The organism is Mangrovibacter sp. MFB070, from assembly GCF_000705335.1.
GTDB lineage: Bacteria > Pseudomonadota > Gammaproteobacteria > Enterobacterales > Enterobacteriaceae > Mangrovibacter > Mangrovibacter plantisponsor.
In genome coordinates, this window is record NZ_JJMI01000053.1 from 91,258 (window position 1) to 104,732 (window position 13,475).

Sequence of the window (13,475 nt, forward strand, 5' to 3'; positions counted from 1 at the left end):
CTTAACCCTCCATTTTTTTAACGCATCATTTTTCATCCTTTAAAATTTTTTTTCAATACAGGATAATGTGATCCCCCACATTAACCACCACGCAGCAATACTATAAATTTGCCGCCATAAAAACGAAGTACATCTTTTTTCTTTACCTTATAAAAATTGGATAATTAATATCCACTGAGGATTATTATGGATACAATTCAAACGGCGACAATTTATACAGATAAAAACAGGGCCTGGCGGAAAACAGACACTATCTGGATGCTCGGATTATATGGCACAGCAATTGGTGCAGGTGTGTTGTTCCTGCCGATTAATGCCGGTATCGGTGGGCTTCTCCCACTGATATTTATGGCATTACTTGCTTTCCCAATGACATTCTTTGCTCACCGTGGTTTGTGTCGTTTTGTTTTATCCGGTAAAAAACCGGGTGAAGATATCACCGAAGTCGTTGAAGAGCATTTTGGTTGTGGTGCCGGGAAAATTATCACTCTACTGTATTTCTTTGCTATTTATCCTATTTTATTAGTTTATAGTGTCGCCATCACTAATACGGTAGACAGCTTTATTGTTCACCAACTTCACTTACCTTCACCACCGCGTGCCCTGCTTGCCCTGATATTAATCATAGGGTTAATGACTATTGTGCGCCTGGGGGAGAAGTTTATTGTTCGTGCTATGAGTATTCTGGTATTCCCGTTTGTGGCAACCTTGATGGTACTGGCCCTCTACCTGGTTCCAGGCTGGAACGGAGCCATTTTCCATAGCATGACATCCAGTGTTTCCGGGCATGGTTTATGGATGACTATGTGGCTGGCGATTCCCGTTATGGTGTTCTCATTTAACCATTCGCCGATTATCTCCGCTTTTGCCGTTGCCAAGCGTGAAGAATATGGTGATCAGGCTGAGAGTAAATGTGCCAAAATTCTTTGCTGTGCACATATTATGATGGTCATCACCGTGATGTTTTTTGTGTTCAGCTGTGTACTTAGTCTTAGCCCGGAAAACCTGGCACAAGCTAAAGCACAGAATATTTCGATCCTATCTTACCTGGCGAACCATTTTAATAACCCGTTGATTGCCTGGTCTGCACCGATTATTGCATTTGTCGCCATCACCAAATCTTTTCTGGGCCATTATATTGGTGCCAGTGAAGGCTTTAATGGCCTGGTAATTAAACAATTACGCAGCCGTGGCCGCACTATTGAACCAACACGCTTATCCCGTTTTACTGCTCTGTTTATGCTGCTGAGTACCTGGGCAGTTGCCACTCTGAACCCCAGTATTTTAGGCATGATAGAAACACTGGGTGGGCCAGTTATTGCCATGTTGCTGTTTCTGATGCCGATGTATGCCATTCATAAAGTGCCGGCAATGCGTAAATACAGTGGGAAACTGTCGAATATTTTCGTTGTACTGGTTGGGCTGATTGCGATGTCGGCCATTCTGTTTGACCTGGTGAAATAACTGGCTGGAGGCCCCTTATGATCAGTATTTTCAGTATATTCAAACCTGGTATTGGCCCTTCAAGCTCCCACACCGTTGGGCCAATGGTAGCAGGCAACTTGTTTATTGATGAAATAATCGAACAAGATTTAATGCCGCTGACACGCAAGATAGAGGTCGATATTTATGGGTCTTTATCTCTGACAGGGAAAGGTCACCATACGGATATCGCCATCATTATGGGGCTTGCCGGGAATAAACCAGAAACCGTGGATATTGATGCCATTCCGGTATTTATTCGTGGAGTGAATGAAACAGGCAAACTGCCAGTTTCAGACAAAACGGGTATGCAGTTTACCCCGGAACTGGTGCTCAATTTTCATGACCGCCGCCTGCCACTGCACGAAAATGGGCTGACATTCACTGCATGGGATGGCCCGCACCGGTTGTATCACAAAACCTGGTACTCCGTGGGCGGTGGTTTTGTGGTCAGTGAAGCGGAGTTTGGCCAGCAACAACGGGATGAAGTAGTCGTGCCATTTCCGTTTTACTCAGCAAACAATTTACTGGAAACCTGCCATACCAATGGTCTGTCGATTTCCGCCGTTATGATGCAAAACGAAAGTGCATTATACGGGCGTGCTGCCGTGGAAGAACGGGTGACACAGTTGTGGGATACCATGCGCCAGGCGATAGAGCGGGGAATACGTACTGAAGGTGTATTGCCCGGGCCTCTGCGCGTACCTCGCCGTGCTTCGGCCTTACACCGTGTATTGTCTCCCGGCGAAAGTATCCGCCCGGATGCTATCAGGGCAATGGACTGGGTGAATATGTTCGCCATGGCGGTGGGAGAGGAAAATGCCGCCGGTGGACGTGTTGTTACGGCACCAACCAATGGGGCCTGTGGCATTATCCCGGCCGTTCTGGCGTACTACGATCACTTTATTCAGCCACTCACCCCGGAACTCACGCTGCGTTATTTTCTGGCCGCTGGCGCAGTCGGGATCTTGTACAAAATGAATGCGTCAATTTCTGGTGCAGAAGTAGGTTGCCAGGGGGAAATCGGTGTTGCCTGCTCTATGGCCTCTGCCGGTCTTGCCGAATTACTGGGTGGCAGCCCGGAAAAAGTTTGTAATGCCGCGGAAATAGGTATGGAGCATAACCTTGGGCTTACCTGCGACCCGGTTGCGGGTCAGGTGCAGGTTCCCTGTATTGAGCGTAACGCCATTGCTGCGGTAAAAGCGATTAATGCCGCCAGCATGGCAATGCTGCGCACCAGTGTTCCCCGCGTGTCGCTGGATAAAGTTATCGAAACCATGTACGAAACCGGTAAAGACATGAATGCCAAATACCGGGAAACAGCCCTCGGCGGGCTGGCAATAAAAGTTGCCCTTTGCGAGGCATAAACCACAAGGTTATTTCTTTTCGTCTGGCCAGTGCACCGGCCAGACGACACTATTCTCCATGGCTGTCGCATACCACTCATTCATTTTTTTCCCACCATCCTTTTCTTTGCCGGGCATATCGGGCTCAGCCACTGTGGCGGTTTTTTTGCGGATGCGTTGTGGCGGGCGAGCCTCAGCAGGATGCAGTTCAGCATTAAACCCGCGTACCTCTGAATCGAACAGGACGGACTCCAGTTGGTGAAGCCGGTCCAGTGCCCGCAGAATCCCTATCAACGTGGTCAGCGTGACAGCTCCCCCCTGCTCCACACGCTTAATTGTCGCAATCCCTACTTGCGCGCGACTGGCAAGCTCAATTTGCGACAGGCGTTGAGAAATACGGGTTTCCTTGATACGGCGGCATAGTTCAGCCACCACTTCATCGTCTGACAGGGTTGTAAATTTCATTGATGCCTTCTGGGTAATACCGGGCTTTCCATCTGTTTAATAGGAACTTTCACAGAATTACCAAGCCGCCAGTGGCCGGATGAAAAGCAAAAAATAAATATCAGGGAGTGACAATAGCAGATTATGCTGGCGTCCAGAAGCCAGGCTCATTCGGGATGTGAGGAGGAATACAGAATTTCCTTAATAGAAACGGACAGGGCAGTAATAATTTCCTTACTACCCTGTCTTAATCAGGTTTAATGCTTATCAGAACGTTGTCCAACCCTCGTCATTAGTGTGCGCCGTTTCGGGGCGGATATTTCCCGGCGATGGCAGACGATTTGCGCTCCGGCCAGGCAATGCATGAGAATGGGCTGGCTCATTCGTTTCCCCAAGGCGGAAACTTGCCACCAGTTGCTCCAGCAGAACCGCCTGCTCTTCCAGTGCATTGGCAGCACTGGATGACTCCATCACCAAAGAGGCATTCTGCTGCGTGGTGGTATCCAGCTCGGAAATTGCCTGAGCAATCTGGGCAATCCCACGGCTTTGCTCTTCAGAAGCAGAGGAAATTTCGCTAATGATGTCATTCACACGGCGTACCGATGTAACGATCTGCTCCATGTTATCCCCGGCCTTCGCCACCAGCGAACTGCCGGTATTAATGCGGCTGACCGATTCATCAATCAGTGTGGCAATATCTTTTGCCGCCTGAGAACTACGCTGAGAGAGGCTACGCACTTCACTGGCCACCACCGCAAACCCACGGCCCTGTTCACCAGCCCGGGCGGCTTCAACTGCCGCATTCAACGCCAGAATGTTGGTCTGGAACGCAATACTGTTGATCACCGCAGTGATATCCGAAATTTTCTTCGAGCTGGAGGAGATATCCGCCATAGTGCTGACGACATTGCGCACCACTTCCCCACCCTGCACGGCATTAGTTGTCGCCTCAGCGGCAATCTGGCTGGCATGGCGGGCGTTGTCGGCGTTATTACGTACTGTTGAGGTCAGTTGTTCCATACTGGCAGCCGTTTCTACTACTGCAGCAGACTGCTGTTCCGTGCGGGCAGACAAATCAGTATTGCCTTCAGCAATGGCACTGGCCGAACGTGTCACAGACAACACACTATTACGCACTTCACTTATCATGGTGCGCAGGCGCGTATTCATTTGCCCCATAGCGCTGGTCAGTTTACCCAGTTCATCATTACTGCCAGGCTGAATTGTCGCACTGAGATCCCCGCTGGCAATACGCTGAGCCAATGACAGGTTATGTACAACCGGGCGCGTTATCTGCCGGGTAATATACCAGGTGACGAAAATGCCAATCAAAATAGCGATAAGCCCAATGACCAGGGTAGTACTGGCTGAGCCGTATGCCAGTTTATCGTTTTGAACTTTGACAGACGCAATAAGCTGTTTAACGATGGCACTGCTTTTATCACCGGATGTTTTCACATTATCTTCCGCAGCTTTCAGGCCATTAAATGCCGCGAGATAGTTATCATTCACCGCTTTATAATCACTGGTGCTTTTCCATAAACGGGTGAAAGGCGCAAGTTGTTCTGGTGTCAGTACTCCGGATAATTGCTGGTACTTCTCACCAGCCTGCTTCCAGGTTTGCTCCAGTTTGGCCCGGGCGCTTTCAGTGCCACTCAGGCGTAATGACAGCGCCTGGTCATTCACACTGCCTGTCAGTAACAAGAAATCATAAATGGTGTAGGCATCCTGAGTATTACTGACGGGGGTACGAATCAGTTGAGCAAATTCGCCCGTCATATCTTTTGCATTGTAATCATCTAATTGTTGTTTTACCGAGCGCAAGGACTGCGTTGCCTGCCCCATCTGGGTAATATTATCCTGAAAACCCTGCAACTGTGCCCCAAGGTCATCCACCATTGCGGCTTCTTTTTCTGACCAATGGCGGCCTTTAGCTTCCTGAACTAATTCCCGGGCATGAGTAACAAATTTCGCCATAATATCCAGGGTTTTATCATCACCTGAATAGAAATACTTCAGGCGGTTAATTTTTGCCTGGAAAACCTCAATATTAATGTTGTAGATGAGATTTGTTTTATCGTAGATATTAGTGATATCCCGAAAGCGCATCACGCTGAGGGCAGAAGCGATAGCCACCAGCAGCAATACCAAACCAAACCCGGCATATAATTTCCTTGAAATTCTTATATTTTTTAATCCGCTGACCAAGCTCATACTCGCCCCTGTGTGTTTTTTTTGCGCTAATAGCTCAGTTATCGGTCACTACAACGGATTATTTAGTGATACTTAAAAAGAGTTAATGGATTGTGCGCTGAATCCACTTCAACCAGGCAAATGCCCGAAGCAGACCAGGCAAATGCCTGATAACGCCATTATTAACCCGGGGGTGTGGCACTCACGTAAAAAAACGGTTAGTCACGTAACAAAACTAAAAAGTGTCGCCAATCAGTAACACTTAATATACTGATAAATATCTATTTTTTTATATTTTTGCACAACCACTTCAAGTGTACAAAAAACAACCAAACCGTGCTTGCTCCCCTCTATTTTACGCAGTACATTACTCGCGAATGGCAGGCCATACTGAAACTTTTTCGCCAAAGACAGCAAACAGAACCAACAAGAAAAGTCTCATTATTCAGTCTGGCAACGAGAGCCTTTTATACTTTTACCAGAACGTTTTAATAACGTTGTTTAGCGTTACAACTACGCGGAGTGTCAATTGTGAAATACTTTTTTATGGGAATTTCAGTCATCATCCTGGTGTGGGCCGGAACCTTTGTCCTGATGGTGGAATAACACTCTCAATGTGTGTTACGTAAAACAGAAAAAGGCGCCTCAGCGCCTTTTTTGTTTATGTGGAAAATGAACGCTTATTTTTCGCCTTCAGCCGCCGGGTGCCGGGAAGAAGGCAACAGGCCATCGGCACGAAACATTGCTTTAATGCCACGCACCGCCTGGCGAATCCTGTCACTATTTTCAATCAAGGCAAAACGCACATGGGTATCGCCATAGTCACCAAAACCAATACCTGGCGATACACACACTTTGGCATCTGCCAGTAATTTTTTAGCAAATTCCAGCGACCCCATCCCGGCATAAGGCTCAGGGATTTTTGCCCAGACATACATGGATGCCTTCGGGCACTCTACCATCCACCCGGCTTCATGCAGGCCTTTCACCAGTACATCGCGGCGGCGCTTATATTCTTCGGCAATCTCATGCACACACGTCTGATCACCCTCAAGGGCTGCAATGGCTGCTACCTGAAGAGGAGTAAAGGTGCCGTAGTCGTGGTAACTTTTAATTCGTGCCAGTGCATGTACCAATTCTGGATTGCCAACCATAAAACCAATACGCCAACCCGCCATATTGTAGCTTTTGGAGAGTGTGAAAAATTCCACAGCAACTTCCCGGGCTCCAGGCACCTGCATTATTGATGGTGCTTTCCAGCCGTCATAAACAATATCGGCATAGGCCAGATCGTGCACAACCAGAACATCGTAACGGCGTGCCAGAGCCACCACTTTCTCGAAGAAATCCAGCTCAACACATTGTGCTGTGGGGTTGGAAGGAAAGCCGAGGATAATCATCTTCGGTTTAGGGTAGCTTTCCCGAATCGCACGCTCCAGTTCATTGAAGAAATCAACGCCTTCAACCAGTGGTACTGAACGCACCTGCGCCCCGGCAATAACCGCACCATAAATATGAATGGGATAGCTCGGGTTTGGCACCAGCACCGTATCACCCAGATCCAGTGTTGCCATCATTAAGTGCGCCAGGCCCTCTTTCGACCCAATAGTCACAATCGCTTCTGTTTCCGGGTCAATATCCACCTGGTATCTGTCCTGGTACCAGCGCGAAATTGCACGACGTAAACGGGGTATCCCTTTTGAAGTGGAATACCCGTGCGTATCAGGGCGTTGCGCTACCGTGCATAATTTTTCAACAATATGTGCAGGGGTTGCGCCATCAGGGTTCCCCATACTGAAATCGATAATATCTTCACCACGCCGACGCGCAGCCATTTTCAGTTCAGCAGTAATGTTAAAAACGTAAGGGGGGAGTCTGTCGATACGCGCAAAACGGCGTTTTGGACTGAAATCAGCCATAGTATCCTCTGAAGTGACGTCAGCGCCCGGACCGTCCGAGCGACGTTGCCGCTGATGCGACCTTTTTACAGTGCGCTTCTCTTGCTGGCTTGTCGATATATCACAGAAAAAAACACTGTTTGTCTGTTCAACATTCGCCACGCATTATATATAACTCTGAATTAAGCAAATATTCAGGTTATAAAACCAGATAACAAGCATAATGACCTGAATTTATGCGGCATAAACTTAACGCATCCCTCCTGCACTGGTTATTCCCGGCCAGGTTTTTTATCATGAGGTCTTCCCCTGCTGGATTCCGGATTTTTACGTGCACGAAATATTCACTATGTTGCTGGCGGTTTTCGACCGGGCAGCACTAATGCTTATCTGCCTGTTTTTTCTGATTCGCCTGCGTTTATTCCGCGAGTTATTGCATAAAACAGCCCACACCCCGAAAGAGCGCCTGGCACTGACAGCACTGTTTTCGATGTTTGCTCTGTTCAGTACCTGGTCCGGAGTTCCTGTCGAAGGCTCGCTGGTGAATGTGCGAATTATTGCAGTCATGTCTGGTGGTTTACTCTTTGGCCCCTGGGTGGGGATAATTACCGGTGTTATTGCCGGCGTTCACCGTTACCTTATTGATATTGGTGGAATTACCTCCGTTCCCTGCCTGGTGACCAGTATTCTTGCCGGGTTGATTTCCAGTTGGATCAATGTGCGTTTCCCCAAGAAAAATCACTGGCGTATCGGTATTCTGGGGGGAATGCTGTGCGAAACACTGACAATGATCCTGGTGGTCTTATGGGCTCCATCCGTATCTTTAGGGCTGGATATTGTCTCCAAAATAGGCATCCCAATGATTTTGGGGAATGTCTGTATCGGCTTTATTGTGTTATTGGTACAAAGCGTCGAAGGGGAAAAAGAGGCTGTTGCCGCACGCCAGGCAAAACTGGCACTGGAAATTGCCAACAAGACACTGCCGTTGTTCCGTCATGTGAATGAAGCATCATTGCGGAAAGTGTGTGAAATAATCCGGACAGATATTAATGCCGATGCAGTTGCCATCACCAATAAAGAGCAGGTACTGGCTTATGTTGGCGTAGGGGAAAATAACTACCACGAACATGATGACCAGATAAGCCCAACCACACGGCAGGCAATGCGTTATGGAAAAATCATAATAAAAAACAATGATGAAGCTTACCGTACACCAGAGATTCACTCTATGCTGGTTATCCCTTTATGGGAAAAAGGAATTGTAACCGGCACGCTGAAAATCTATTACTGCCATGCTCACCAAATCACTTCGTCATTACAGGAAATGGCGATTGGTTTATCACAAATTATTTCAACACAACTGGAAGTCTCTCGCGCTGAACAATTACGCGAAATGGCAAATAAAGCGGAACTGCGCGCATTGCAGAGTAAAATTAACCCGCATTTCTTATTCAATGCACTTAATGCCATTTCGTCATCAATTCGTCTGAATCCGGATACCGCCCGCCAGTTAATTATTAACTTGTCCCGTTACCTGCGGTATAACCTGGAATTGACGGATGACGAACTGATTGATATTAAAAAAGAGTTGTACCAAATCAAGGACTATATCGCTATTGAACAGGCCAGGTTTGGCGACAAACTAACGGTTATCTATGATATTGACGAAGAAGTCGAATGCCGCATTCCCAGTCTGTTAATTCAGCCGTTGGTAGAAAACGCCATTGTGCATGGTATTCAGCCCTGCCGCGGGAAAGGCGTGGTTACTATCAGTATCATTGAGCAGGGTAACCGGGTACGTATCGCCGTGCGTGATACCGGTAATGGTATTGATCAGGCAGTTATTGACCGGGTAGAAGCAAATGAAATGCCCGGCAATAAAATTGGCTTACTGAATGTGCACCACCGGGTAAAATTGCTCTATGGTGAAGGGTTGCAAATTCGCCGCCTGGAGCCAGGCACTGAAATTGCGTTTTATGTGAATAGCGGTATCACCTCGTTGCCTGCATCTGTGGGTATTGGCCAGGTGGAGAGGACGTAATGAAAGCTATCATTGTTGAAGATGAAGTACTGGCACAGCAGGAACTGAGCTGGCTCATCAAAGAACACAGTAAAGTTGAGGTTGTCGCAACCTTTGAAGATGGCCTCGATGTACTAAAATACCTGCAACACCATGATGTTGACGCTATTTTTTTGGATATCAACATACCTTCACTGGATGGCGTGTTGCTGGCCCAAAACATCAGTAAATTTGCCAACAAGCCTTTTATTATTTTTATCACAGCCTGGAAAGAGCATGCCGTCGAAGCTTTTGAGCTGGAGGCCTTCGACTATATTCTCAAGCCCTACCAGGAATCACGTATTATTGGGATGTTGCAAAAACTGGAAGCAGCCGGGCAGCAGCGCAATACATCCCCGCCAGCCAGTACAGCAGTGCGTGAGAATATCACCATTAATTTGATTAAAGACGAGCGCATTATCGTTACGGATATCAACGATATTTATTATGCAGAAGCCCACGAGAAAATGACGTTTGTCTACACCCGGCGTGAATCCTACGTGATGCCAATGAATATCACAGAATTTTGTAGCCGCCTGCCAGAAAGCTACTTTTTCCGCTGCCACCGCTCTTATTGTGTCAACCTGAACAAAATCCGCGAAATAGAGCCCTGGTTTAACAATACCTATATTTTACGCCTGCGTGACCTCGACTTCGAAGTCCCGGTCAGCCGCAGTAAAGTTAAAGAGTTCCGGCAGTTAATGCGCCTGTAGCGTTCAGAAATGTGCCCAAAAGAAGATGCAGGCCAACAAGCGCAGGCACCACGCTTGCCAGCCTGCATAAAATCAGATGATTTGCCCCAGAGTCTGGCGCAAATAGGCACCGGCACCTAATAAGCCGGGCTGGTCATGAACAATCAAATAGACCGGAATATCTTCAACGTAAGATTTAAACCGCCCTTTGTCTTCAAAACCACCACGAAAGCCTGAAGCTTTAAAGAAATCGAGGAAACGCGGCACAATGCCTCCGGCGATGTACACCCCACCAAAGGTCCCCAGATTTAGCGCCAGGTTGCCACCGAAACGGCCCATAATCACACAAAATAGTGACAATGCGCGGCGGCAATCAGTACAACTGTCATCCAGTGCCTTTTCCGTGACATCTTTGGGTTGTAAGTTTTCTGGCAACCGGCCATCTGCTTTCACAATAGCCCGGTAGAGGTTAACCAGACCCGGCCCGGATAACACGCGCTCAGCAGATACATGACCCAGTTCTTCGCGCAGGTGCTCAAGAATAATGCCTTCTTCTTCACTATTGGGGGCGTAATCTACATGCCCGCCTTCACCCGGCAAACTCACCCAGCGTTTGTCCACATGGACCAAATGCGCCACGCCTAACCCGGTGCCGGCCCCATAAACCGCTATAGGTTTGTTCTCGACTGGCTTATCGCCGCCAAACTGAATCAGATGTTCAGGTTTAAGCACCGGAATCGCCATCGACACGGCAGTGAAATCATTGATGATTTCAAGGTGGTCAAACCCCAGACTGGTTTTAACTTCTTCAATAGAAAAAGCCCATGAATGGTTGGTCATAGCCACCCAGTCACCATTAATCGGGCAGGCGATGGCGATACAGCCATCCGTGACACTGACATTATGTTCCTTCAGGTACACTTTAATGACCGATTCAATACCGGGGTAATCCAGCCCCGAATAAGTTTTTGCCTGCGAGATTTCACCTGTAGCGACATCACACAAAGCTAACCGCGCATTGGTGCCCCCAACATCTCCCACCAAAGCATATTTTGTCATTTGCCATTCGCTCCACTTAAGTCAGAAAAATTCCTGATAACAGAGTAAAATCAAGTCAGTGATATCAACAAACAACATAGCATACCCGGGGTGTGATTATTGAGCCATATCACATAATCTCATTCATCCTGCGGCCAGATACCGCTATTTCGTGTAGCGGGAGCGAGCGGTCAGTACAGGGCTACCAGCCACAGCCACTGGACTGGCAACGTGAAAATTCATCTTCTGCCCGCCCCTGGCAGGTACCCAGGGCAATGTGCGTCATAATGTTCGCCTGCCGGGCGGCTGCCTCTCTTACAGCCACGGTTTCATTTTGTAGCAATGAGTCGGCAAGCCACACCCCTTCCCCCAAAGCCGAACACACCATAACCAGGCTGTCTTCTGTTTCCAGTAACGTATCAATACGCGCTTGTTCAATACTGGCATTTACTCGCCAGCCTAAAATAATTACCCCCAGCAGAATAAAGCCAGCTTTATTCACCCGTCCCTCCCGGCAGTTTTCTAATTACCCTGTAAATGACATATTTGCCTGTTAAAATTAAATTCGTCAAACATCATAAATAACCAAATTTGATAATTTCATTGAAATTCAAAAAGAAATAGAGATATTACATTTAATAAAACCAACTATTAATAATATTACCTTGTGTGGCTGAATCTATTTTTTGTATATTTTCGATGAGGCAAATGAGTACAAGATTTTGGTTTTTATATGGTCAAACCCTGACTTTCACTGCCTGAAATGAGTAATTTTATCCCCCTTTATTTTGGGGGATTTTTTTGCCTGTGAAAAAACGATATTTTTGCTGCTCCTGCCCCCAGTCCCCTGGTTAGTGCTAAAGTTAACTACTTTATGGTTTTACAGATACCCGGGAGACTGGCACCTGCGCCACTACTGGTACAGCTACCTGTCCAGCCATTCACGAGTTTGATTTAATTAAAATTTAAGAAATTTCCTTTGCAGTATCTGAGAATCAGTTTACCGTTTCAGTTTATTGACTCAGTGTGCTTAGCAATCAGCCTGGGGCAGTCTGCCAGACTTTTTATGTAAGGATTTTACTTATGCTGCATCCGCGAGCCCGAACGCTCCTGGTTCTTTCCTGCCCCGCCATCCTGATTGGTATTGCCACCAGTCTGGTATTGCACCTGGTTTTGAATGTCTCCTGGGTGATGGAAAAATTCCTGTGGATTGTGCTACCACAAAGTATGGGTACATCCGGGGATGCGCCGTTTTGGATGCTGAGTGTATTAACACTTACTGGCCTGGCTGTGGGGCTCATCATTCGCTATATGCCTGGTGAAGGCGGGCCGGATCCTGCACTGGAGCCGTTGATAAGCCCACCCATCACTATCGCTGCCTTGCCAGGCTTACTGCTGGCAATGCTGCTAGGCCTGGCTGGTGGTGTCAGCCTTGGGCCTGAGCACCCTATTATGTCTGTTAATATTGCGCTAACGGTTGCTCTGGGCGCACGCGTGCTGCCAAAAGTCAGTGCATTCGACTGGACGATTCTGGCGGCTGCCGGAACAGTTGGTGCGCTGTTTGGTGCGCCTGTTGCCGCAGCACTGATCTTTGCTCAGACACTCAATGCCGGTAATGAAGCGCCACTATGGGACCGCCTGTTTGCACCTTTGTTAGCAGCAGCCACCGGTGCCGTCTGCACTCAACTGATGTCAGGCCCACTGTTTATCATTCCTCTGGCCCCTTACCCAGGGCTGCATTTTATTGACCTGATAAGCGGCAGTGTAGTGGCCATCATTGCGATTGCTTTAGGCATGATGGCGGTGTGGGGGTTTCCTAAATTGCACTACCTGATGCGCCAGGTAAATAACCCAATTCTGATGCTGACCGCCGGGGGGTTTGTATTAGGTTTGCTGGGGGTAATTGGTGGCGACATTACGCTCTTCAGTGGGCTGCGTGAAGTAACTGCGCTCTTTGCCGGGAAGTTTACCGTATCAGACTACCTGCTCTTTGTTATCGTAAAACTTCTGGCACTGGTTGTTGCCGCTGCCTGTGGTTTTCGTGGCGGGCGTATTTTCCCGGCCATTTTTGTCGGCATTGCTTTGGGGCTAATGCTCCACCAGCATGTCCCGGCCGTGCCTCTCGCGGTAACCTTATCCTGCTCTGTTCTGGGAATTATGCTGGTTGTTACCCGTGATGGCTGGCTGAGCCTGTTCATTGCCGCCGCAGTGGTGCCTGATTTACGCCTGTTACCACTACTGTGTGTGGTTACACTCCCGGCCTGGCTGATGCTGGCCGGGAGACCGTTAATGACAGCAGACCGCCGTAAACGCGAATAAATAA

The 13,475-nt window shown here is 48.0% G+C and carries 11 protein-coding genes; 6 read left to right on the plus strand and 5 right to left on the minus strand.

Features of this window, described 5'->3' with window-relative positions; genetic code table 11:
- The first annotated feature begins 186 nt into the window (after window positions 1-186).
- Both DT73_RS23535 and DT73_RS23540 read left to right on the plus strand, forming a co-directional pair.
- Window positions 187-1,464: an HAAAP family serine/threonine permease gene (locus DT73_RS23535; RefSeq protein WP_036116102.1), complete on the plus strand. Its 1,278-nt coding sequence runs from the start codon at window positions 187-189 to the stop codon at window positions 1,462-1,464.
- 17 nt (window positions 1,465-1,481) lie between these two features.
- Window positions 1,482-2,849, plus strand: coding sequence for an L-serine ammonia-lyase (locus DT73_RS23540; RefSeq protein WP_036116109.1), 1,368 nt, complete (start codon window positions 1,482-1,484; stop codon window positions 2,847-2,849).
- Window positions 2,850-2,858: 9 nt separating this feature from the next.
- Here the strand turns inward: DT73_RS23540 and DT73_RS23545 are convergent, their stop codons facing one another.
- A complete protein-coding gene (locus DT73_RS23545) occupies window positions 2,859-3,293 on the minus strand; it encodes a helix-turn-helix domain-containing protein (RefSeq protein ID WP_036116114.1) in 435 nt (144 codons plus the stop codon).
- 246 nt (window positions 3,294-3,539) lie between these two features.
- Window positions 3,540-5,486 (minus strand): methyl-accepting chemotaxis protein, encoded by a 1,947-nt coding sequence (locus DT73_RS23550; RefSeq protein ID WP_036116116.1) that lies wholly within the window; start codon window positions 5,484-5,486, stop codon window positions 3,540-3,542.
- Between the two features lie 510 nt (window positions 5,487-5,996).
- On the opposite strand from DT73_RS23550, the gene ypdK reads away from it, so the two are divergent.
- Window positions 5,997-6,071: a membrane protein YpdK gene (ypdK, locus tag DT73_RS27115; protein WP_110025758.1), complete on the plus strand. Its 75-nt coding sequence runs from the start codon at window positions 5,997-5,999 to the stop codon at window positions 6,069-6,071.
- 74 nt (window positions 6,072-6,145) lie between these two features.
- On the opposite strand, the gene alaC is transcribed toward ypdK, so the two are convergent.
- Window positions 6,146-7,384 carry an alanine transaminase gene (alaC, locus tag DT73_RS23555; protein WP_036116118.1) on the minus strand — a complete coding sequence of 413 codons (1,239 nt, stop codon included), beginning with the start codon at window positions 7,382-7,384 and terminating at the stop codon, window positions 6,146-6,148.
- Window positions 7,385-7,694: 310 nt separating this feature from the next.
- Between alaC and DT73_RS23560 the strand changes: the two genes are divergently transcribed.
- Window positions 7,695-9,404 carry a sensor histidine kinase gene (locus tag DT73_RS23560; protein WP_110025663.1) on the plus strand — a complete coding sequence of 570 codons (1,710 nt, stop codon included), beginning with the start codon at window positions 7,695-7,697 and terminating at the stop codon, window positions 9,402-9,404.
- A complete protein-coding gene (locus tag DT73_RS23565; protein WP_036116127.1) occupies window positions 9,404-10,135 on the plus strand; it encodes a LytTR family DNA-binding domain-containing protein in 732 nt (243 codons plus the stop codon). The genes DT73_RS23560 and DT73_RS23565 overlap by 1 nt, the downstream gene beginning before the upstream one ends.
- A 72-nt stretch (window positions 10,136-10,207) precedes the next feature.
- On the opposite strand, the gene glk is transcribed toward DT73_RS23565, so the two are convergent.
- Window positions 10,208-11,173: a glucokinase gene (glk, locus tag DT73_RS23570; protein ID WP_036116129.1), complete on the minus strand. Its 966-nt coding sequence runs from the start codon at window positions 11,171-11,173 to the stop codon at window positions 10,208-10,210.
- Window positions 11,174-11,354: 181 nt separating this feature from the next.
- On the minus strand, window positions 11,355-11,654 hold the full coding sequence (locus DT73_RS23575; protein ID WP_036116130.1) for a hypothetical protein: 300 nt from the start codon (window positions 11,652-11,654) through the stop codon (window positions 11,355-11,357).
- A 581-nt stretch (window positions 11,655-12,235) separates the two neighbouring features.
- Between DT73_RS23575 and DT73_RS23580 the strand changes: the two genes are divergently transcribed.
- Window positions 12,236-13,471, plus strand: a complete 1,236-nt coding sequence (locus tag DT73_RS23580; RefSeq protein WP_036116132.1) for an ion channel protein — start codon at window positions 12,236-12,238, stop codon at window positions 13,469-13,471.
- Window positions 13,472-13,475 lie beyond the last annotated feature (4 nt).

Coding starts and splice junctions, on each gene's coding strand:
- DT73_RS23535 (WP_036116102.1), top strand. CDS start 187: ATGGATACAATTCAAACGGCGACAATTTATACAGATAAAAACAGGGCC.
- alaC (WP_036116118.1), bottom strand. CDS start 7,384: ATGGCTGATTTCAGTCCAAAACGCCGTTTTGCGCGTATCGACAGACTC.
- DT73_RS23580 (WP_036116132.1), top strand. CDS start 12,236: ATGCTGCATCCGCGAGCCCGAACGCTCCTGGTTCTTTCCTGCCCCGCC.
- DT73_RS23565 (WP_036116127.1), top strand. CDS start 9,404: ATGAAAGCTATCATTGTTGAAGATGAAGTACTGGCACAGCAGGAACTG.
- DT73_RS23545 (WP_036116114.1), bottom strand. CDS start 3,293: ATGAAATTTACAACCCTGTCAGACGATGAAGTGGTGGCTGAACTATGC.
- glk (WP_036116129.1), bottom strand. CDS start 11,173: ATGACAAAATATGCTTTGGTGGGAGATGTTGGGGGCACCAATGCGCGG.
- DT73_RS23550 (WP_036116116.1), bottom strand. CDS start 5,486: ATGAGCTTGGTCAGCGGATTAAAAAATATAAGAATTTCAAGGAAATTA.
- DT73_RS23540 (WP_036116109.1), top strand. CDS start 1,482: ATGATCAGTATTTTCAGTATATTCAAACCTGGTATTGGCCCTTCAAGC.